The organism is Cytobacillus firmus, from assembly GCF_023657595.1.
Lineage (GTDB): Bacteria > Bacillota > Bacilli > Bacillales > Cytobacillaceae > Cytobacillus > Cytobacillus firmus_B.
This window is the reverse complement of record NZ_CP098323.1, coordinates 4,284,350-4,304,239: the sequence shown is the minus strand read 5'-3', so window position 1 is coordinate 4,304,239 and position 19,890 is coordinate 4,284,350. Positions and strand designations below refer to the sequence as shown.

At 41.6% G+C, this 19,890-nt stretch carries 20 protein-coding genes; 13 read left to right on the top strand and 7 right to left on the bottom strand.

Annotation, left to right across the window (positions count from 1 at the left end; all coding sequences use genetic code 11):
- Nucleotides 1-195 precede the first annotated feature (195 nt).
- The 4 genes from NAF01_RS21765 to NAF01_RS21745 all read left to right on the top strand — a co-directional run bounded on the left by NAF01_RS21765 (nt 196) and on the right by NAF01_RS21745 (nt 3,836).
- Nucleotides 196-729 carry a GNAT family N-acetyltransferase gene (locus NAF01_RS21765; protein ID WP_250801111.1) on the top strand — a complete coding sequence of 178 codons (534 nt, stop codon included), beginning with the start codon at nt 196-198 and terminating at the stop codon, nt 727-729.
- Between the two features lie 336 nt (nt 730-1,065).
- Nucleotides 1,066-2,556 carry a potassium/proton antiporter gene (locus NAF01_RS21760; protein ID WP_250801110.1) on the top strand — a complete coding sequence of 497 codons (1,491 nt, stop codon included), beginning with the start codon at nt 1,066-1,068 and terminating at the stop codon, nt 2,554-2,556.
- Nucleotides 2,557-2,936: 380 nt separating this feature from the next.
- Nucleotides 2,937-3,515 (top strand): peptide deformylase, encoded by a 579-nt coding sequence (gene def, locus NAF01_RS21750; RefSeq protein WP_250801109.1) that lies wholly within the window; start codon nt 2,937-2,939, stop codon nt 3,513-3,515.
- Between the two features lie 108 nt (nt 3,516-3,623).
- Nucleotides 3,624-3,836, top strand: a complete 213-nt coding sequence (locus tag NAF01_RS21745; protein WP_250801108.1) for a hypothetical protein — start codon at nt 3,624-3,626, stop codon at nt 3,834-3,836.
- Between the two features lie 436 nt (nt 3,837-4,272).
- Here the strand turns inward: NAF01_RS21745 and NAF01_RS25020 are convergent, their stop codons facing one another.
- Complete coding sequence (locus NAF01_RS25020) at nt 4,273-4,404, bottom strand: hypothetical protein (protein WP_258751946.1); 132 nt, start codon at nt 4,402-4,404, stop codon at nt 4,273-4,275.
- A gap of 122 nt (nt 4,405-4,526) precedes the next feature.
- Between NAF01_RS25020 and NAF01_RS21740 the strand changes: the two genes are divergently transcribed.
- From NAF01_RS21740 to NAF01_RS21720, 5 genes are all read left to right on the top strand, one after another.
- Complete coding sequence (locus tag NAF01_RS21740) at nt 4,527-5,354, top strand: DUF2935 domain-containing protein (protein ID WP_197218537.1); 828 nt, start codon at nt 4,527-4,529, stop codon at nt 5,352-5,354.
- 109 nt (nt 5,355-5,463) lie between these two features.
- Nucleotides 5,464-6,285 (top strand): amino acid ABC transporter substrate-binding protein, encoded by an 822-nt coding sequence (locus NAF01_RS21735; RefSeq protein ID WP_197218539.1) that lies wholly within the window; start codon nt 5,464-5,466, stop codon nt 6,283-6,285.
- Nucleotides 6,272-6,973 carry an amino acid ABC transporter permease gene (locus NAF01_RS21730; protein WP_048008439.1) on the top strand — a complete coding sequence of 234 codons (702 nt, stop codon included), beginning with the start codon at nt 6,272-6,274 and terminating at the stop codon, nt 6,971-6,973. The genes NAF01_RS21735 and NAF01_RS21730 overlap by 14 nt, the downstream gene beginning before the upstream one ends.
- 18 nt (nt 6,974-6,991) lie before the next feature.
- Nucleotides 6,992-7,726: an amino acid ABC transporter ATP-binding protein gene (locus NAF01_RS21725; protein WP_250801107.1), complete on the top strand. Its 735-nt coding sequence runs from the start codon at nt 6,992-6,994 to the stop codon at nt 7,724-7,726.
- A 242-nt stretch (nt 7,727-7,968) separates the two neighbouring features.
- On the top strand, nt 7,969-8,604 hold the full coding sequence (locus NAF01_RS21720) for an adenine nucleotide alpha hydrolase family protein (RefSeq protein WP_250801105.1): 636 nt from the start codon (nt 7,969-7,971) through the stop codon (nt 8,602-8,604).
- Nucleotides 8,605-8,639: 35 nt separating this feature from the next.
- Here NAF01_RS21720 and NAF01_RS21715 read toward each other — a convergent pair whose 3' ends face one another.
- Entirely contained in the window at nt 8,640-9,389 is a 750-nt protein-coding gene (locus tag NAF01_RS21715) for a (S)-benzoin forming benzil reductase (RefSeq protein ID WP_250802519.1), read from the bottom strand.
- Between the two features lie 230 nt (nt 9,390-9,619).
- Complete coding sequence (spoIIP, locus tag NAF01_RS21710) at nt 9,620-10,753, bottom strand: stage II sporulation protein P (protein WP_222499068.1); 1,134 nt, start codon at nt 10,751-10,753, stop codon at nt 9,620-9,622.
- A 121-nt stretch (nt 10,754-10,874) separates the two neighbouring features.
- On the opposite strand from spoIIP, the gene NAF01_RS21705 reads away from it, so the two are divergent.
- From NAF01_RS21705 to rodA, 4 genes are all read left to right on the top strand, one after another.
- A complete protein-coding gene (locus NAF01_RS21705) occupies nt 10,875-11,330 on the top strand; it encodes a hypothetical protein (protein ID WP_226618484.1) in 456 nt (151 codons plus the stop codon).
- Nucleotides 11,331-11,484: 154 nt separating this feature from the next.
- The gene (locus NAF01_RS21700) at nt 11,485-12,249 is read left to right on the top strand and encodes a FixH family protein (protein WP_250801102.1); all 765 of its coding nucleotides are present in this window, start codon (nt 11,485-11,487) and stop codon (nt 12,247-12,249) included.
- A gap of 390 nt (nt 12,250-12,639) precedes the next feature.
- Nucleotides 12,640-13,422, top strand: coding sequence for a DUF4931 domain-containing protein (locus tag NAF01_RS21695; RefSeq protein ID WP_197218555.1), 783 nt, complete (start codon nt 12,640-12,642; stop codon nt 13,420-13,422).
- Between the two features lie 247 nt (nt 13,423-13,669).
- Nucleotides 13,670-14,842 carry a rod shape-determining protein RodA gene (gene rodA, locus NAF01_RS21690; protein WP_222499075.1) on the top strand — a complete coding sequence of 391 codons (1,173 nt, stop codon included), beginning with the start codon at nt 13,670-13,672 and terminating at the stop codon, nt 14,840-14,842.
- Between the two features lie 31 nt (nt 14,843-14,873).
- Here the strand turns inward: rodA and NAF01_RS21685 are convergent, their stop codons facing one another.
- The 4 genes from NAF01_RS21685 to NAF01_RS21670 form a co-directional block, all read right to left on the bottom strand.
- Nucleotides 14,874-15,932: a Ger(x)C family spore germination protein gene (locus NAF01_RS21685; protein WP_250801101.1), complete on the bottom strand. Its 1,059-nt coding sequence runs from the start codon at nt 15,930-15,932 to the stop codon at nt 14,874-14,876.
- Nucleotides 15,929-17,029 carry a GerAB/ArcD/ProY family transporter gene (locus tag NAF01_RS21680; RefSeq protein WP_226618481.1) on the bottom strand — a complete coding sequence of 367 codons (1,101 nt, stop codon included), beginning with the start codon at nt 17,027-17,029 and terminating at the stop codon, nt 15,929-15,931. The genes NAF01_RS21685 and NAF01_RS21680 overlap by 4 nt, the downstream gene beginning before the upstream one ends.
- A gap of 54 nt (nt 17,030-17,083) precedes the next feature.
- A complete protein-coding gene (locus NAF01_RS21675; protein ID WP_226618480.1) occupies nt 17,084-18,577 on the bottom strand; it encodes a spore germination protein in 1,494 nt (497 codons plus the stop codon).
- A 267-nt stretch (nt 18,578-18,844) separates the two neighbouring features.
- A complete protein-coding gene (locus NAF01_RS21670) occupies nt 18,845-19,813 on the bottom strand; it encodes an ABC transporter substrate-binding protein (RefSeq protein ID WP_226618479.1) in 969 nt (322 codons plus the stop codon).
- Between the last annotated feature and the right edge of the window lie 77 nt (nt 19,814-19,890).

The following is a 19,890-nucleotide window of genomic DNA, read 5'->3' as shown; positions in this document are numbered from 1 at the left end:
AGGTTTAATTTCAGCTAAGACCTGAGTCTTACGGAATATAATATATAGCTTTTTGTCCGGCGAAAGATGTGCAAACTTGAATATATACACTGCAGCAGAAGTTGTAGAGGGGAGCTCTGCCTATAGTAACTCTCTAAAAAGAATTCTCTTTTCACTGCTAATATCTTATTATAAAAGGAAAAAACAGGAGAATCTATGAAAATCAAAAATGTTATTGGAAATGTCGGCAAGCCTGAGGTATGCGATAAAAAGCTGACTGCTGCTGAGGTGAAAATGATTAAATCGCATATAAAGATTGCTCCGATCTCAATAGATCACGAAACTGCTGCAAAAGAATTAATTTTGAATGGATTCCAGGAACGCTTCGGGTTTATTGACCATTCGTTAAATCCTGATTTGAACAGTCTTACAGAAACATACAGCGCTGAAGGTGCTCTTTTTCTGGCTGGTTTAATTGATACTGAACTGGTGTGTACGGGTGCAATTACCAATGAAGGCAATGGGTTGTGCAGGCTGCAGCGAATGTCTGTAAAAAAGGAATTCCGGGGTCAGGGCATTGCCCGAATGATGGTACGGAAACTGGAGGATCATGCTAAAGCAGCCGGTTACATAAAAGTTGTCCTGGAAACAAATATTGCCTGGGATAGTGCGGTAAACCTCTATAAAAGCTGCGGTTATAAGGAGTTTAAAATGGAAGCTGAGATGATCCATCTATCTAAAGAAATTTAGCGGATTTGCCTAAGGGCAAGTCCGATTTTTTTTTTAGAAAAAGCATGCATATGAAGTGCGATGTAACATAATATATGATATGATATATTTATGTTACATTAAAAAACGATAAAGACAGTGGAAGCGGCAAAAGTTAATCTTATTGGAAACAAAGCCAGCGACTCACTGTCACTTCTTTCTAATAGAAGCTCTGCACCATGCTAAGATCCGCAATGAGCTGCTGTCATAATCTCTCCTGGCATTTTCCTGTTGCAATAAAAGAAAACCTCAATAATGATAGAACATTGTTTATAACCTATATCCTTTGATTAAATCTGAATAAAGAAGGTGATCGTATTGGCTGAATTTATTTGGCACACAGATGCACTTATCCTGCTGGCTGCTATTCTTTTTATTATTGGTGTTATGACAACTAAATTTTCTGCACGGCTTGGCGTACCCGCTCTGGTTCTGTTTATCGCGGTCGGAATGGGATTGGGGCAATTCATTTATTTTGATAATGCGAGAATTGCGCAGATGATTGGGGTTTTGGCCTTTATCATTATTTTGTTTGAAGGTGGACTGCAGACGAACTGGAAAACAGCCCGGACGGTCATTGTACCCTCCTTATCATTGGCAACCTTAGGTGTTGTGATTACTACCGGACTTGTTGCTGTGGCAGCAAAGTTTATTCTCGGTGTTGATTGGCCTGTCGCGGTGCTATTTGGTGCGATTGTCGGTTCAACTGATGCAGCTGCCGTTTTTGCTGTATTAAAAGGGCAAAATATAAAGCCCAGGATTTCCGCCACACTTGAAGCCGAGTCCGGCTCCAATGATCCCATGGCAGTGTTCCTGACAGTTGCCATGATTGAGCTGATCATGACTCCCGGCTCGGGCATTTTCTCACTTGTTGGTTCCTTCTTTATCCAAATGGGAGTAGGAGCAATAGCGGGTCTCTTGTTTGGCAAGTTCGCAATATGGTCATTGAATAAAATTAACTTGGATTCAAGCGGGCTTTATCCTGTGTTTGCAACTGGTTTTGCCATGCTGACATATGGAATAACAGCTTATCTGGGAGGCAGCGGCCTTCTTGCTGTATATGTGGCAGGTATTATGATTGGGAACGCAGACATTGCTTATCGCCACTCTGTTTTCCGTTTTACGGAAGGCTTTGCCTGGATGATGCAAATTGCGATGTTCGTTATTTTAGGACTTCTGGTCTTTCCGAATGAACTTTTCCAATCTGACATTTTGCTAAAAGGCCTGGCTCTTTCAGCACTTCTCATATTTGTTGCCAGACCTGCTGCTGTTTTTCTAACCACCATTAAAATGGGCTTTTCGATGAAAGAATTGATCTTCTTATCTTGGGCAGGATTAAAAGGGGCTGTGCCAATTGTGCTGGCCACTTTTCCGCTGCTATCCGGCGTGGAAGGCAGTCACGAGATTTTCAATGTTGTCTTTTTCGTTGTCCTGACCAGCGCTCTTATTCAGGGATCAACAATTACATTGTTAGCTGAAAAGCTTGGTCTGACTGGGCCTGAAAAGGTTACTCCCATGCATTCCCTGGAATTGGTCTCCCTTGGGAAAGCAGATGCTGAAATGATTGAATTTGAAATTGAAGAAGATGCATTCATTATCGGTCAAAATCTGATGGAGATTCCATTTCCTGAAGGCGCACTCGTCAATGCAATTATTCGTAAAGATGAGTTAATTACTCCAACAGGCAACACCCAAATTGAGCAGGGAGATTTTCTTTACATTCTTACTAAGAGGAAATATAAAAGAGAGCTAAAGCTGCTGCTGAAAAAGAAAAAACCAGATGAAACTCTGGTTGAAGCAGAGGCGTAGTCAAATAGGGAGCCAGTGTGGAGAGGATCTGCACTGGATTTTTGCATTTTTTGCGGATAAAGAAGTTAAATTGAATCAAAATTTCGCTGTTATCTTCTATTTTTCGCGGAAAAATTTTGTGTGCAGCTGCGAAATGTCTAAACTATTAGACATCCTGACATCTGAAATGCTACCATAAGATCAGTTTCGGCCCAAAAGGTGGCAGGATCAAAAATAAAATAAAGGAAATACGGAATAACTCAGAAAAGGCTCGCTCAAGAATGCAGTGTGGCCAGGCAGACAATTAACTGCATAGAAATAATAAATACAATCCCACATTGGAGCTTGCTTTTTAAAATATCTAAAAACACTAAATGTAAAGGTAGATGAATTGTTTATTTATGAGTAAATTTAATGCTGATACAATCATTACGATGAAGGATATTGTACGTGAGGGTGATCCAGTCCTGCGTGAAGTAACAAAAGAAGTCACAGTGCCTTTGACTGAAGAAGATCGCGGAACGCTGATTGCGATGATGCAGTATTTGAAAAACAGCCAGGACCCTGCTGTTGCAAAAAAATATGGTTTGCGTCCGGGCATTGGGCTATCCGCCAACCAAATTGGCCTGAACAAGCGCATGTTTACTGCTTATTTTACCAATGAAAAAGGTGAGCCACAGGAGCATTATTTAATTAACCCGAAAATTATCAGCCACTCTATCGGTGTTATTTTTCTTCCAGAGGGTGAAGGCTGCCTGTCTGTAGACCGTGACGTAAAAGGGTATGTGCCCCGTTATGAGCGCATTAAGGTAAAAGCACATAATCTTGATGGCGAGGAAGTGACACACCGGTTTAAGGGGATTCCGTCAATCATAATGCAGCATGAAATCGACCACCTGAACGGAATAATGTTTTATGATCGAATTGATAAAAACGACCCGTTTAAAATTCCGGATAACTCAGTTATGAAGAACTTTTAGAAGCATAGGCCATGGGTTTATGCTTTTTGTTTTATTTTATGGAAACAGAAAGCGGTAAATATTTAATAACCACTTATAACAAACTATAACAAAAGGAGGATTAGTTAAATGAATGATACTACTGCTGAAACGAATATCAGGCTTAATGAAAAGCTGGAGGATCTGACTGTGCACTCCCAAATTAACAGCAAGACAGAAACAGAGGATGCAAATCTAAAATTGCAAGAAGCTATGAATCATCGTAATGAGAAACAAAACATGGCTCCAACCTATCTGTATAACAACACACCAGCGATTAAAATTTCAGGTGATGACGAATAGAAACCGGCTTCGATAAGGAAGCCGGTTTTCTTTTAAAAGATTAAAAAGTATAACTTTGAACTTCGATAACTGTCTAGCTCCAGGCGCCATCGGCTCGAGGTCATAAGCTTGTCTTGTTTCGGCTCCTAGGGACTCGAGGTCATAAGCCGCTCCCTTCCAGAAGGAAAAAACACCTTCTTACAGGGAACGTCTTATGCTGGTCGTCCCTGGGCAGTCGCCTCAACATTTCTTTCAATCCGTCCTAAAGGTTAAAGAACAACCTTTCAGCCGGCTTGTCTTATGCTTGAGGCCCGCAGGACAAGAAAGGCTTCGTCAGCATAAACATCGCACGACCAAAAGCGACAGCTTTTGGGAGGATGCGGGTCATGCAGACGTTGCCACAGGACGTGGCGGTTTTAGTCTGCGTTCCTAGGTAGGCGGGCGCCTTGCGCTTTTCTTAATCCAAATCAGTCTTATCCTTTTGATCTTTATTCCTCTTATTGCCTTTGCTGTTATCACCGCTGATCGGGGATTGATTCCCTCTTGGTGAATTTTGATTATTGCTGCCTTTATTGAACTTCTTTGTCATGGCGATTCTCCTTTCTTTGATTGCTACCTTATTTTTTCTAAATCACTCCTTTTTTATCCGGAGCGGCCTTCATCTTTCCTTTTTAAAAGGCATATACATTTAAAAGGATGGGGGGATCTTTAATGAATGAAATAGGATTGACGCCATGGGAGGAGCATGCCTTTTGGCTGGAGATTCTTGAAGACCATGCGATTTTTGTCAGGGACTATCTTTCTCCAACAGAAAGCAAGTATGTAAAAAGAGCGGATGAATACAGACAAGCCTTCCGTAACCTTAGAAATAGGCTTAATCAGTTATCTCCGTCTATACAGGCATCCTCTCAGGAGGCAATTGCCTTGGCCCTGGAGATATGGCCAATTGCAAACGGCTATTTTCAATTTGAGGGAAAGCTTCAGAATCTGAGAATCAATAATTTAATCAATCTAAATCTTTCGCCAACTTATTTTAACGGCACATTAAGTGAAAATCAGGAATATTTGCGTCTGCTGTCCTATTATGCAAAAGGACTCACACCGCCACAGCAATCCCTTTTTGAATTGCTGGATTTGTGGCTGGAGGATCAGCTGGGACACATCGTTCTTCTGAGAAATTCAATCGATCCAATTGAGGTATTTGTAGATGAACAGGCAGAAATTTATACCCGGATTTTTCAGGGTTTTATGGTGCAGAACCGACATATGAAAGGATATCTCCGGTTTACGCAGCCAGGGTTTCCGCGCCAGCAGGAAATGGCCCGGGATGTAGGGCTGGCTGTGATTGAAATGAATGAATACATTAAGGGAATAGTCCAGAAATACGCCGGCAAAAGGATTCTCAATAAAACAACCCTGAGATTTCTCGAACATCATTTCCCTGAAGCCTGCTATTTAATTAAAAAGCTCAGCTTCTATGCTCCTGAACTGGCGGAAGAGGCTTCTAAATGCTCATTGAAAAAACCATCTTATTCTTAGTTTCCTAAAGCCTTCTATTAGAAAGAGGGTTTTTTTCTTTGGCCTCCTATAAACTAAGCACTTTAGGAAAAGATAAAATAAAATCATTTCTTAAACAGGAGGCAAACAGATGAAAAAGACTTTTTTTAGTGCTGTTCTAATCTGTTTCGTTTTAATCATTTCAGGGTGCGGAACGAATAAAGCAAACCCGGACAATCAGGATGAGACTGCATCAGAAGAGGAGGGGCAGGATTTATGGGCAAAAGTGCAGGATGAGGGAAAGCTGTTAATAGGAACGGAAGGCACTTATCCGCCATTCACGTTCCATGACGATAAAGGCGAACTTACCGGTTTTGATGTGGACATCTCAAAGGAAGTGGCCAAAAGGCTTGGTGTGAAGCCGGAATTTCTGGAAACACAATGGGATGCCATGTTCGCCGGATTGGATTCAAAACGATTTGATATGATCGCAAACCAGGTGGGGATTCGCCCTGATCGCCAGGAGAAATACGATTTTTCGGATCCTTATATTTCTTCTGCAGCTGTTTTGATTACACATGAATCCAATGGTTCAGTTTCAAGTTTTGAAGACATAGAGGGTTTGAAAGCCGCACAGTCCATGACAAGCAATTATGCTGATCTGGCAAAGTCTTATGGAGCAGAAATTGTAGGAGTAGACGGATTTAACCAGGCGATTGAGCTGATTAATTCAAAGCGTGCAGATGTTACACTCAACGATAATTTGTCTTTTTTGGATTTTAAAAAACATAAGCCTGACGCTCCAGTCAAAATCGCAGATGAATCCGAAGATGCATCCCAAAGTGGACTAATGTTCAGAAAGGGAAGCGATACATTGGTTGATGAAGTCAATAAAGCATTGACCGAAATGATAGAGGATGGCACTTATTTGAAAATTTCAGAAAAATGGTTTGGCGAAGATGTACTTAAGTAGTATTTTTGCCAACCCGGAAAGGATCGAAAGACTTATAGAGATTGGCAAGAATTCATTCCAGCCATTGCTGGAGGGTGCCATTATTTATACCATCCCATTAACTCTGATTTCATTTATATGCGGGCTGGCATTGGCAATATTTACGGCACTTGCCCGTATTTCAGGAAATAAGGCACTGGAGACAATAGCCAGAATTTATGTATCAGCCATAAGGGGCACGCCGCTTCTTGTGCAGCTGTTCATCATTTTTTACGGGCTTCCGACGGTTGGTGTCATTATAGATCCTTTCCCTTCAGCGATCATAGGATTTTCGCTGAATGCAGGGGCGTATGCCTCTGAAATTATCCGGGCTGCCATCCTTTCGATCCCAAAAGGACAATGGGAAGCGGGATATTCCATAGGCATGTCTTATTCGCAGACGCTTAAGAGGATTATCCTTCCACAGGCTTCCAGAGTATCGATACCGCCGTTATCCAACTCATTCATCAGTCTTGTAAAAGATACATCTCTGGCTTCCATGATTCTGGTTACAGAGATGTTCCGAAGAGCACAGGAAATAGCCGCAACTAATTATGAATTTTTGCTTCTATATACGCAGGCTGCCTTCATATATTGGGTGATTTGCTTTATGCTCTCAATCGTGCAGGGAAGGCTTGAACGCCGTCTGGACCGATATATTTCTTCATGAAAAGAGGCAAGGCTATTAATGATTAATATTAAGGATTTGCATAAGCAATTTGATCAGCTGAAAGTACTGAAAGGAATTAATTTGGAAGTGAAGAAAGGAAAAGTGGTTGTAGTGATTGGGCCATCCGGCTCCGGAAAAACAACCTTGCTTAGGTGCTTAAATTTACTGGAGCAGCCTACTTCAGGCCTGCTTGCTATTGGCGATCAAGTCCTCGACTTTTCTAAGAAGGTCTTGAAAAGGCAAATACCTCCTTTCAGGCGCCTTACGGGAATGGTTTTTCAGAACTATAACTTATTTCCGCATATGACTGCACTCGAAAATGTCATGGAGGGGCCGGTTACAGTGAAAGGCGAATCAAAAGAAATGGCAAAGGAAAAGGGGGAAATGCTTTTAAGAAAAGTTGGTTTAGCGGATAAAACTGCCTATTATCCTTTTCAGCTTTCAGGAGGCCAGCAGCAGCGGGTAGGGATTGCACGGGCTCTTGCAATGGAGCCAAAGGTTATGCTATTTGATGAGCCTACATCGGCACTGGACCCTGAACTAGTTGGGGAAGTGCTGAAGGTAATGAAGGATCTGGCCGCTGAAGGAATGACAATGGTGGTCGTTACTCATGAGATGAGATTTGCGAGGGAAGCAGCAGATGAAGTCATTTTCATGGACGGCGGTATTGTTGTGGAACGCGGCAGACCTGAACTGATATTCTCCAGTCCAAAAGAAGTGCGCACTAGCCAGTTCTTGAATATAATTCAATAAACAGGCCTCTGCAGAAAGGCAGGGGTCAATTTTATAAAAAAAAATGCTTCCTTAACAGGAAGCGGAAAAAAGGGGGATTTACACTTGTAGGATTAGTATGTCCGGGCAGAGAAGTTCTTATTCATATTTTCTAAAAATAATTAATTCATTTAAACATATTCAAGGGTGCCCTTTTGCCGCGGGGTTTATTCCATGGTATTCGTGCTATACTGAAAATAGAATCCGGTGGGAGAGGTGTTAAAATGAAGGAAAATATTTTAATTTGTGTAAGCAATCCCAATCATGCGGAAAGACTGGCCCAGAGAGGAAAAAAACTGAAGGAAGCTTTTCAGGGAGAGGGCTATATACTCTCAGTAGAAAACCGGAAACAGGAAGAGTTTAATTTTAACGAGCTTCAGACAAAATACTTGTTCGAAAGTTTAGCAGAGCAATACGGGCTGAAGATGCTCTCCAAGTATGCCGGGGGCAAAAAAACAGCCAAGGTGATTGCTGATGTGGTTCAGGAGTATAAAATTACCCAGATTATTCTTGGACAGGCAGTTCAAACCAAGCTGGAGCGGATGGTAAAGCCTTCCCTGGTTAATGAATTATTCCAGCTGCTTGATGGAGTGGATATTCATGTCGCAGAAGTTTCCAGAAAGATTTATGATCCTTCTGATGTTACGGATAAAGGGCTGCCGGCCCAGATCGTCAAAAAAGGCTCGGATTATCATCTAATCATTGGAGAAAGCCACGAGAATGGTATAAAGGGCATCTTCTTTAAAGAATTATCCTCCGACTTCTCAAATGGTTTTTTTGTTATAGAAAGGGAAAATAACCATGAAGTGCTGCGAATTCACCATGGTGTTGTCGATAGTAATATATTAGAAGATAAATAAAAAAGAGCCGGCCCGCCAGCCGGCATTTTACATATTTAAATTAAGTCGTTAACATAATAAACTTTTCCGCTCTCAATCTCCTTATGCAGCAGACCGGCCAATGCGCTTGCCACAGTTTCCGTATCCCTTAGCATTCCTTTCTCTTTATATTCCTGGAATTTCTCCAGATCATGGAATGCTTCCTTCGCTGAAGAACGAATGGTTCCCTGCATATCTGTGTCCATGACACCTGGACTAAAGGCAATAATCTTATGGCTGCTTCCTGCTGTCTGCAATTCCAATGCAGCAGTTTCCGTGAACATATTTATTCCGGCCTTAGTGCTGCAGTAAGCACTCCACCCCTGTATAGGTCTTTCCGCAGCGCCTGAAGTTATATTAACAATGACCATTTCACTTGAAACTTCACGCAGCAGGATGTTCGAAATCATTATAGGAGCAATCAGATTAACGTGAGCATTTTGTATTAATGCCGCATGATTGAGATTCCCGGCTGTACCGATTGGATCTATGACCCCTGCGTTGTTAAATACATATACGGTCTCAGGCTGTTTTTCCTGCAATAATGCTGTCAGTTCGCTGAAAACAGATTCAAGCTCATCCGGTGAGGACAGGTTGCAGAAAAATTGGGCATAGAATACTTGTTTTTCTGCAGAAAGTTTCGCCAATTCCGGGTTTTCGGTCCTTGATACAGATATGATTCCTGTCCCTTCAGTGATCATTCTCCTGGCAATGGAAGCTCCTAACCCTTTTGATGCGCCTGTTATAATAGCCAATTTCACTTTCATCACTCCTATTTTCTGCTTCATTATCTACTATTAAAGCAGAAAACAATTATTTTTTCCTGTATCGGCCATTGTGTTCCCGTCTGAATGCCTTCATTTCATCCTCTATTAAATTGATAATGGAGAGGGTGATTCCTGAAAAAAGGCAGGCAACCGTAATCGTGCTTATGCCAAACAGAAGGTAAAGAAAACAGGTGCTGAAAAAAGTAAACAGGAGACAATAATGGCAAGCGCTAATCTTTCGCATTGACCGGTTCTGCCTTCCAGTAATAATCGCTGAACACATCCGCAAATGCGTTAATGGAATTATTCAGTTCATCCAGATTATTTTCCACACCTCCGAATTCCAGCAGAAGGGCCCGTTCGGAAAGATCCTGGTTATATATGCCGTTGCCTTCACTTTTTCCTTTCACAATGACCCCCCTGCTAATTCCTTTATATTTTGCTTCCAGTGCCTGGTGGAGCTCTGTAGCCACTTGTAAGTTCTGTTCATAGTTTTTGTGCTCCTTGCCGACGACAAAAAACAGTCGGGCGTATGACTCCTGGCCAATTAATGCGGTTGTTTTCCCGCGGGGCAGCGAATCCCTGTGGATATCAATCAGGAATTTAACATCTTTATTCTCTGTCATGGCAGTCTGGACAGTTTCTCTGGACATCGCATAGGAATTTTCCCAGTTCCAGCCCTTCTTTTTCAGTTCTGCGGCTATGTTGGTTTTATCATGCTCAGCACCTATGCCTTTTCTCGCCAATTCTTCACTAAGCTTTTTCCCGACAGCAATAACATTCACCTGTTCATTGGGGCTGACGGCCTCATCTGTATTCTTTACATCTTTTAATAATGGAGCAAACGATTCCCAGCTGTGGGAATGGTAAATGAAAACCCCTTTTTTGTCCGGAATTACCGGGGGAGCAGCATTTTCCTCACTTTGGCCGTTATTCATAGCCAATTCTTTTTCTTTTAAAAGAACTTCAAGTGGAGGGGCGGATTCCACTGGCAGGTTGGTGAAATCGGTTCCCTCTCCGGCAACGGCAATACCGGTATCAAAAATTGAAAAACCAGGGAGCTCCCGGCCAAGGAACGTTCTAATATCCTGCGGCTGTGTATTGGTTGCCAGCTTAAAGAGGGTTCCGGACAGTGAGTAGCTTTCGGCAGGAGCTTCCTTATAAAAATAATGATTTTCAGCTTTTAAAAAGTGAATGAAGAGCTGGTCGGCTTTAATATCCTTCAGCAGCACATTCATATGTGACGAAGAAAAGGCAGCCGGATAAAGCGTAACAGCCCCGGCAAGCGCCACGACTGCACAAATACTGAAAAGCCAGCTGTTTATATAAAAGAAAAGAGAATGGAAACTTAATTTAGAATTCATATCAATCCCTCCACTCTCTAAATATATGACGGATAAGTTGAATTAGAAGATAAGGGACGAAAGGGAAATCGGGCTGTTGGACGAATTTATTATAAGAGCCTATTAAAAGGAGATGTCTGAAATGGTGCAGCAGGTATTAATGGAAAAAGACGAACATAAAAAAATGGCCATCAGTTTATTCAACAAAGTATGGGACTTAATGGAGAATCCTGATAGAACGGAAGATGAAAACCTGGAAATGATACATATGGTACATACATCCCGCTATCATTGGGGAATTGCAGGTCAGCCTGTTAACCTTTCAAGGGGAGAGTGGCAGATATCCAGGGTATATACAGTCTTAAACCGGGCTGAGCCTGCTCTTTTTCATGCTAAAAGAAATCTGGAAATTTGTCTTTCTAACAAAATTGGGGACTTTGATTTGGCATTTGCCTTTGAAGCTTTGGCCCGCGCCTGTCAAATAGCCGGCGATGAAGAAAATGTACAGAAGTATAAAAAGCTTGCTTTCGAGGCAGCAGAAGACATCGCCAAAGAAGAGGACAAAAAAGTGGTCCTGAATGATCTTGCATCCATATAGTATAAAATACATAATAAAAAGCAATCCTTTGTACTAAATCTCAAAAGGCCTGAAAGGGCCTTTTACTTTTTGAAAAGATTTCATTGTTTTATCACAAATAGCTTTTATAGTTATCTTATCAAAGAACAATATAGATAAAGAGAGGGACATTAAATTGAAAAAGATATTATTCAGCATAATGGCGGGTTTACTGGTTCTTGGCGGATGCAGCCAATCTGAAGAAGAAAAGCCAGCAAAAAAAGACGAAGTGCCGCAAATCATTGAAGCTGTCATCGAGGTGTCTGAAACGATTAACCCTGGTGAGGAGGCAGCCCTTGCTGTCACTGTTAAACAAGGCGGTGAGGCTGTAACAGATGCAGATGAGGTGAAATTTGAAGTCTGGCAGGAAGGACAAAAAGAAAACGGTGAAATGATAGAGGCAAAGCACGGATCAGAGGGTAAATATACTGCTGATCATGCTTTTACTGAGGAAGGCCTTTACTATGTTCAGTCCCATGTAACAGCAAGAAGCCAGCATACTATGCCAATGGTTTCGATACAAGTTGGTGAAGCAAAAGCGGAGGACTCAGGAACGGGGCATGATCAGGAAAATGAGGGCCATGAAGAAGGCCACTCTCACGGGCATGGCGGTGAGGTATCCATTGAACTGCAGGCCCCTGACCAAATCCAATCAAACGAACAAACACAATTATCTGTCCTGGTTGATAATGAAGGGGAACCGCTGGGGGATGCTAAAGTAAAACTTGAAATCTCGCTGAATGGTGCAACACCTCAATGGGTGAACATGTCTGAAACAGAACCGGGCAAATACACAGCCGGCCATCAGTTTACAAATGCAGGCACATACACCATCACGACACATGTGGAAAAAGGCGACGACATTCACGAGCACACAGAAACTGAATTAACGGTGCAATAAATACTTTTCAGCGGGGAGGATTAATTACCCCGCTGATTCTTTTAGTTTACGAGATAAAGTTTTGGCGGAAACTTCCGACACAAAACTCCCGAAAAGTCTGGTGAAAGTCCGAAGTCGGTGCAACTTCCGACACAAACCACAGGATAAAGTCAGTTTGAGTCAGAAGTCAGTGCAACTTCAGACACAAGCGGCAGGAAGCGGTCAGTTTGAGTCCGAACACGGTGCAACTTCAGACTCAACTCCCCGGAAAAATCCGATGAATGTCCGAACTCCCTCCCCGCCCCCCATGAGCCTTCTGACTAGAGCACCCATGAAACTGGCACAGATACCCTACTCCCAGTTTCATGATAATATAGAAGGAGAGATTACAGAAAAGCAGGTGTCAGAGAGATGTCAGATACACATTTGCATTTTAATACGGGGATTGGGGTCCAAAAGCCTAATAGCATTCGGAATAAGGATATCAGCTGCCCTTTTTGTGCAAGGGAGGAGCTGACCGAAATCATTGCCGTAGAGGATTCAATTATTTTGCTGAAAAATAAGTATCCTGTTCTGGAAAACTCCTATCAGACGGTGCTGATTGAAACGGATCAATGTGATGGTGAGCTGTCTGTTTACCCTGAGGAGCATTTGGTCAGGTTAATTTCATTTGGTTTAAAACATTGGCTGCTTATGGAAGAAAGCGGGGAATATGAATCTGTATTATTTTTCAAAAACCACGGGCCATTATCCGGGGGAAGTATCGCCCATCCGCATATGCAGATTGTGGGATTGAAAAACATTGATTACAAGGAAAAAATCCAGGCGCAGGATTTTGAAGGGCTCCTTATTCATGAGGAAAGCGGCACGGTGTTCACTTTATCGACTTCCCCGAGAATCGGCTTTTATGAGTTTAATGTGAAGCTTGCTGATCAGGATGATATTCCGTACTTTGCGAAATGTATCCAGACTGCCGCGCATTATATTCTGAATGCCTTCCCTTTTCCAAGCAATAGTTATAACTTGTTTTTCTACAAGCTGGGCAGGGAGATTTACGCGAAAATTGTTCCGCGCTATATTACAACGCCTATTTTCATCGGATACAGCATCCCCCAGGTGCCTAATAATCTCGAGTGGATGAGAGATGATATAAAAGTGAGATATTTCAGCGGGGAGTTTAAAACCGGGTCTTAATACCTTTTGCATACGAATAGTGTATCTAAGACTGTGCTGAATATGGCTGTAAATAACCATTCTCAGTAATCGTAAAAATTTGAAATAATAACCATTCGCTTTTAGAAGTTGTGATTTATCTCTATAAAAAATATAATGAAATATTGTAGCGAGGAATAATTGTGAGGTACATATGCTATTCCTTGCACTGTGCTCCGTTATGCCTTAAAAGGTAAATGGTTTTGTTTTTTAAAGGAGAAGAATAATCATGACCTCAAATCGATATACACCTCCTAAGCTGGATTGGGGCTTAGTATTAATATTGATGCTGCTATTCCTGGTAAGTGCCATATCTATTTACAGCGCACAGACTACAGGACAATATACAGAAAACTTCCTTTTGAAGCAGGTTGTCTGGTATGCCGTTGGAACAGGAATCATCGCTGCCGTAATCACACTGGATTCCGATCAGCTAAAGAAGATTTCCTGGTATGTGTATGGCCTGGGCATTGTACTGCTTGGATTCCTGGTTGTGGCGCCAGCAAGCATAGCTCCTGTCATTAATGGGGCAAAAGCATGGTACAAGGTTCCTGGGATGGGATCCCTTCAGCCAGCTGAGCTTGTTAAAGTGTTCATTATTCTGGTATTGGCCAAAACGATTGACGAGCATCATCAAAAAAATCAATTCAAAACCATACAGACTGATTTATGGCTGCTGATTAAATTGGTTGGATTAACAATGGTGCCCCTGCTGCTGGTTATGCAGCAGCCCGATTTAGGGACAAGCCTTGTATTTCTGGCAATCATGCTTGGCATGATCTTCATTTCAGGAATCAGCTGGAAGCTGCTGGCCCCTATATTTGGAACAGGAGCGGCTCTGGCAGGCACCATTTTATATTTTGTTTTATGGCATCCGGATATCCTTGAGAAGTATCTGGGAGTAAAGGAATATCAGTTTGCGCGCATCTATTCCTGGATCGATCCCTATAATTACCAAAGTTCAACCGGGTTTCAGCTGACACGTTCTCTCCTTGCCATTGGGTCCGGTGAAACAAGCGGGAAAGGATATGGAACGAGGGAGGTCTACCTGCCTGAAAGCCATACTGACTTTATTTTCAGTATTGTAGGTGAAGAATTTGGCTTTGTAGGGGCAAGCATTGTGGTCAGCCTTTTCTTTCTGCTGATTTACCATATTACCAAGATTGGCATGGAAACGAAGAACAATTTCTATACCTATATTTGTGTGGGTGTTATCAGCATGGTAACATTCCATGTCTTTCAGAATATCGGAATGACCATCGGCCTTTTGCCTATCACAGGCATTCCGCTTCCTTTCATCAGCTATGGAGGAAGCTCGCTGATGGGGAATATGCTGGCCATGGGACTGATATTCTCGATTCGCTACCATTATAAAAAATATATGTTCTCAACTAGTGATTAAATAGAAAGAGCGGGCTTATTAAAGCCCGCTCTTACTCAATAATGCCGGTTTCTTCAATTGTTACATTGCATTTAACATCAAATCCAAGTGTTTTATAATCATCCTCCCACTTTTTATAATCAAAATTCCGGTGCTGCGTTTTCTTAATTTGACCCAGCCCAACTGGATCAATCCCAAGCTCCTGAAACATTTTCAATAGTCTGAGACATTCCTTTTCAATCTTTCTCTCCAGCTTCTTTTCAACGTCACCAACCACTTCTGACGCTAGCTTATTGCCGGTATACTCACGGATAATGCCTTCTATATTAATGTGAATGGTAGCGTGATTATCAGTAATCTTAATTTTATGTTTGGATTTTATACTTTTTACAGCAGCAATATCGTCTTTTTTTAATTTAACGTCGAAATTTCCTTCACTATATTTGTCAACCAGCAGCTTAAAAAAGAACAAATCCTTTACAGGCAGAATTTCTACCTCCTTATCCTGATCAAAAAGGCTAACTCCAATGATCTCCACTTTATCATCCCCAATCTTTTTGAGGCGGGGAAGAAAAGTATCTTTCCCTTTTTCGTAATAATTACGGGATAAAATGTGGAGGTTGGTTTTCGGTATATCCCGGTGCTCGATATTATGCTGTATCAAGTTATAAATGTAAGTTGAATTTCCCCTTGTTCCATACTCTCCCTTCATCACATCTTCCGCTTTATCTTCCGAGGTCGCAACAAATACCCGTGCTCCTATACTTGCGTCTCTTTGAAAAGAATCTATCAGATCATAGATCCCCTTTTTGGAAATCTCAGGTCCGAAGACGGCCACCTTTAACCCGCCTGTCACTACCGGCTCCGATGATTGCCGGGTCACATCTAGTAAAAGATCTTGCCGGAGTTTTCCGTTCCCTGAAAAGGTCTGGTTAATCACACTTTTATCAGGCTGGAATTCCTGAAATAATACTGTCCCTCTGTATTTGTCTTTTGAATCCTCTGCTAAATCGTAGCCAACCCCTACTTCAATGTTAATATCATCCAGTATTTCTTTGTCCACACAGCCGGAAAGCAGCAGCAAAAGACCGATAAGCAGCAGTTTTTTCATTTCTTTTTCCCCTTTTTTAGCTTTTTGGCTATCATGACAGCAGCGAAAAGCAAAGGAATATAAATAAAGTTAAAAATAAATCCCATTTTACCAACATAGTCATTAAGCATATTAATTTTTTCCCTTGTATCCAAAAAAGTAATAATGGATTGCACTGCGGCAACAACAAAAAACACGCCCACTTTATGGCGGATATTAAAGACCCTTTTAACGAGCCGGGAGGCGATCCATACGGATATGCATATATTAGGAAGAATGATTAAGTTCCAGTTGGCGATTCCAATATATTCAAAACGTTCAACAAAGGGCATCTCCACTATTTTCCACATTGTTAAACTGGCCCAAATTTGTTTAGACAGCTGTTCTTCGGAAAAATAGGCAAAGGTAATGATGGCTAAAATTGTATATATAAGAGTAGTTGTCATTACGGCCAAATGAGCCCATTTCTGGGATTTCCTTGGTTCTTTAATAAAAGGATAGAAAAAAATGATGCTTTCAAACCCAATAAAAGTAAGGGACATATTATAAGAAGCTGTAAGCATCTCTTTTATGGAATGATCCCAAATGGGCAGCAGATTGTAAAAGTTGGAGAATTTAATCGCCCAGCCAAATGTAAGGAGAAGGTAGGCCGGCAAAATAAGCCCGAAGAATGCGATACCCACGACAGTCCTAAATCCCCCAAAAATAATGTATACACAAAGCGCCAAAAAGCCGAAGGAGAACCAGAAGGTGTTGATTTCCGGAAACATCCAAACCTGAATGACTTCTATAAACGTCCTTAAAACTGTTAAGGAAAACAGGATAAAATAGCCAATGAAAATGGCGCTGAGTGCTTTGCCAATAAAGTTTCCTGCAACGTATTTATGTGCAGTTACAATATCACCGCCAGCAGTCTCGCAGATTTTATAGATTAACCAAATAATTACATGAATGCATCCGCCGGCAAATAAAATGGATATCCAGGCATCATATCCTGCATCCATTGCAATAATCCTCTGATAACCCAACACGCCAATTCCGATTTGTATGGACATGACCATATAAAATACTAAAAAGGGGGATATTTGTAATCTCTCTGGTATAGGCTGTTCCTTCATCTGGTTCACCTCCATATGATAATCTCAAAAGGCTCTGAGCAGATACCTGCTTCATTATTCATCAATATCTTTTTTCTTTTTTGCTTTTTTCTTGTTAAAACGGATAGGATTTTTAGTTCTTAAAAAAATCGGCCTTTTGGATTGTGCTTCAAATGGAAGCCGGATAAGGGCATCCTTCATATCCACCACCCGAGGGGGGTAGAGCGGTTCAAGGAATGGCCTTCCAAGTGAAGTCAGCCTGGTTAAATGAGTCAACAGTACACAGAAGCAAAATACAATTCCGAGCAGGCCCCATAACTCTGCGAAAAACAGAAAAGGAAAGCGAAGCAAACGAATCGTATTGCCCATCCTGTATACAGGTGTTGTAAAGGAAGCGAGAGCTGCAAGGGCTACAATAATTAGCAGGACGTTACTCGTCAGGCCTGCTTCTACTGATGCAGTTCCTATTACAATTCCTCCCACGATACCGATTGTCTGGCCGACCTTCGTCGGAAGACGTGCTCCAGCCTCGCGAAGCAATTCAATCGTAAGCTCTAAAAACAGCGCTTCAAGAATAGGAGGAAGTGGAATCTCCCGCCTTGATGTGATTAAGGTACTCATCAAATCCTTTGGAATCAATTCATAATGATATGAAAGAGTTGCTACATAAATAGGTGTAATCAGAATAGAAAACGCAACCGCAAACAAGCGGATAAGCCGGAAAAACGAAGATAAAATATAATTTAAAAAATAATCTTCAAAAGAGCTGAAAAACTCAACGAGGGTGGTTGGCGTTATTAATACATGGGGTGAACCGTCAACCACAATTGCGATTTTTCCCTCTGCCAAAATCCCCGCGACCCTGTCAGGCCGCTCAGTATCAAGCAGCTGCGGGAAAGGGGAATTGGAGTTATCGCTAATCAGCTGGACAATATAAGAACTGTCTGTGATGGCATCAAACTGTACGTTCTTAAGTCTCTGCCTGACAGTGTTTACATTATCCTCATTCGTGATATTTTCCATATAAAGAATTGCGACTGAAGTCTTTGACAGGCTTCCCAGTGTGAATTCTTCAATGATCAGTTCTTTTACGGGCAGACGTTTCCGGATTAAATTTAAATTTTGGCCCATCGATTCTACAAAGGCTTCCTTAGGCCCGATAACAGAAAACTCAACCTCAGGCTGGCTTAGACCTCTGACTATTTCTTTTTGCGCAGCTATAAAGCCGAAATGTTTGAGCTCTGTCTCAATTGTCAGCATGACGTATCCATTCATCAGCTTTTGTTCAATTAAAGAAGGGTCGTCGCAAATCTGCACATCAGCCACAGGGACAAGCTGTTTAATGTCCTCGATTTCCCGGAATTCGTCTTCGAGCAGATTAGGGAGAATACCATCCTGAATAATATTTTCATCGATTAATGTAGCCATGAAAGTAAGTCCAAAACGCACATTCGTTTTTTGGTTATAATAAAAGATTTTTTTAAAGTCTTTGGATTTAATGAAGGATTGCTCCCATTCCTTATGCTCTATATCCTCTTTAATCCGTTTATTCTTCAACCATTTTCTCATAGGTAAATCACCATCATTTTCGGCATTACGCTTATTGTTGCCGGTTTTGGAAAACTTATGAATGGAAGGCAATAAAAAAAGGTTTAGGTGTCGGGGAACTTTAAGAAGATAGTGAGGGCAAATAAAAAAGGAACCTGGGTCAGGTTCCTTTTTTATTAAGCTCCGGTGCCTGACCACTCGAGTCTGTTAGGCAGGCGCCGAATTTAATATATATTTGAGCTCTCATAAAAGAGGGGGTATTATGGGAGCGCAATCACAAGTTTTGCATTACTTCACAAGGTATTTCTCAATGTCATCCAATAGCAGGTTAGCAGCAATAACGCCTCCGGCAGTATTCCAGATGGTGTCGCTTACTTCATGTACATTGCCTTCCTGAGCTACTTTAAGGTTTTTGAATAATGGATCTTCAATCCATTCTTTAGCAAGTTTATTTGCTTCGCCATCCCCTGTTTCATATGTGAAGTAGAATAATACATCTCCATCCATGGCAGGAATGCGCTCTTTCGTAGCATTCTTTTCAGCGAAGTCATCAACATTCTGGCTTTCCGGACGCGCAAGTCCAATTTGGTCAAGAATGACGCCTGAGAAGGAGTCTTTATGGTAGATGCGGACATCCCCAGCCATGAAGCGGACAATGGAAACTTCCTGGTCTAATTTATCACCAAGGCCCGTTTTAATTTCTTCGATGCGGCTGTCATAATCAGCAAGGACTTTTTTGCCTTCTTCTTCTTTATTGATTGCTTTTGCGTAAAGCTCGAAATTTTCCTTCCAGTCTCCGCGCAATGTTTCAGCAAAGACAGTAGGAGCAATGTCATTTAATTGATCATAGATTTTTTCCTGGCGCATCTTGTTGCCGATAATAAGGTCCGGCTGCAGCGCTGCGATTGCTTCTACATTTACTTCACTTTCTGTACCAACAACCTGAACATCTTTCATATCATCAGCGATATGGTCATACCACGGATCGCCAGTCCAGGACTGAACGGCACCAACTGGAGTAACCCCCATGGAAAGTAATGCTTCAGTACCTTCGTTTGTCAAAATGACTACTTTTTCAGGTGCTTTATCAAGCTTGGTTGTCCCCATTGCATGCTCAATTGTATAGCTAGTATCTTCTGTTTTAGTTCCTTCTTTTTCCTTATCGGCTTTCTCATCCTGTTCGCTGCTATTCCCGCAGGCTGCCAGGAACAAGATTGTGAAAACTGAAAGAATGGCAAGTAAAGACTTGAATTTCATTATGTACTCCTCCATTTTGTGTTGTTAATGATAATCATTTTCATTTGATACTTTTATACTAATGTGAACGCTTTACG

What these genes read in the sequence shown, in the direction of transcription:
- NAF01_RS21765 (WP_250801111.1), top strand. Translation starts at nt 196, where the DNA reads ATGAAAATCAAAAATGTTATTGGAAATGTCGGCAAGCCTGAGGTATGC.
- def (WP_250801109.1), top strand. Translation starts at nt 2,937, where the DNA reads ATGAGTAAATTTAATGCTGATACAATCATTACGATGAAGGATATTGTA.
- NAF01_RS21745 (WP_250801108.1), top strand. Translation starts at nt 3,624, where the DNA reads ATGAATGATACTACTGCTGAAACGAATATCAGGCTTAATGAAAAGCTG.
- NAF01_RS25020 (WP_258751946.1), bottom strand. Translation starts at nt 4,404, where the DNA reads ATGACAAAGAAGTTCAATAAAGGCAGCAATAATCAAAATTCACCAAGA.
- NAF01_RS21740 (WP_197218537.1), top strand. Translation starts at nt 4,527, where the DNA reads ATGAATGAAATAGGATTGACGCCATGGGAGGAGCATGCCTTTTGGCTG.
- NAF01_RS21735 (WP_197218539.1), top strand. Translation starts at nt 5,464, where the DNA reads ATGAAAAAGACTTTTTTTAGTGCTGTTCTAATCTGTTTCGTTTTAATC.
- NAF01_RS21730 (WP_048008439.1), top strand. Translation starts at nt 6,272, where the DNA reads ATGTACTTAAGTAGTATTTTTGCCAACCCGGAAAGGATCGAAAGACTT.
- NAF01_RS21725 (WP_250801107.1), top strand. Translation starts at nt 6,992, where the DNA reads ATGATTAATATTAAGGATTTGCATAAGCAATTTGATCAGCTGAAAGTA.
- NAF01_RS21720 (WP_250801105.1), top strand. Translation starts at nt 7,969, where the DNA reads ATGAAGGAAAATATTTTAATTTGTGTAAGCAATCCCAATCATGCGGAA.
- NAF01_RS21715 (WP_250802519.1), bottom strand. Translation starts at nt 9,389, where the DNA reads ATGAAAGTGAAATTGGCTATTATAACAGGCGCATCAAAAGGGTTAGGA.
- spoIIP (WP_222499068.1), bottom strand. Translation starts at nt 10,753, where the DNA reads ATGAATTCTAAATTAAGTTTCCATTCTCTTTTCTTTTATATAAACAGC.
- NAF01_RS21705 (WP_226618484.1), top strand. Translation starts at nt 10,875, where the DNA reads ATGGTGCAGCAGGTATTAATGGAAAAAGACGAACATAAAAAAATGGCC.
- NAF01_RS21695 (WP_197218555.1), top strand. Translation starts at nt 12,640, where the DNA reads ATGTCAGATACACATTTGCATTTTAATACGGGGATTGGGGTCCAAAAG.
- rodA (WP_222499075.1), top strand. Translation starts at nt 13,670, where the DNA reads ATGACCTCAAATCGATATACACCTCCTAAGCTGGATTGGGGCTTAGTA.
- NAF01_RS21685 (WP_250801101.1), bottom strand. Translation starts at nt 15,932, where the DNA reads ATGAAAAAACTGCTGCTTATCGGTCTTTTGCTGCTGCTTTCCGGCTGT.
- NAF01_RS21680 (WP_226618481.1), bottom strand. Translation starts at nt 17,029, where the DNA reads ATGAAGGAACAGCCTATACCAGAGAGATTACAAATATCCCCCTTTTTA.
- NAF01_RS21675 (WP_226618480.1), bottom strand. Translation starts at nt 18,577, where the DNA reads ATGAGAAAATGGTTGAAGAATAAACGGATTAAAGAGGATATAGAGCAT.
- NAF01_RS21670 (WP_226618479.1), bottom strand. Translation starts at nt 19,813, where the DNA reads ATGAAATTCAAGTCTTTACTTGCCATTCTTTCAGTTTTCACAATCTTG.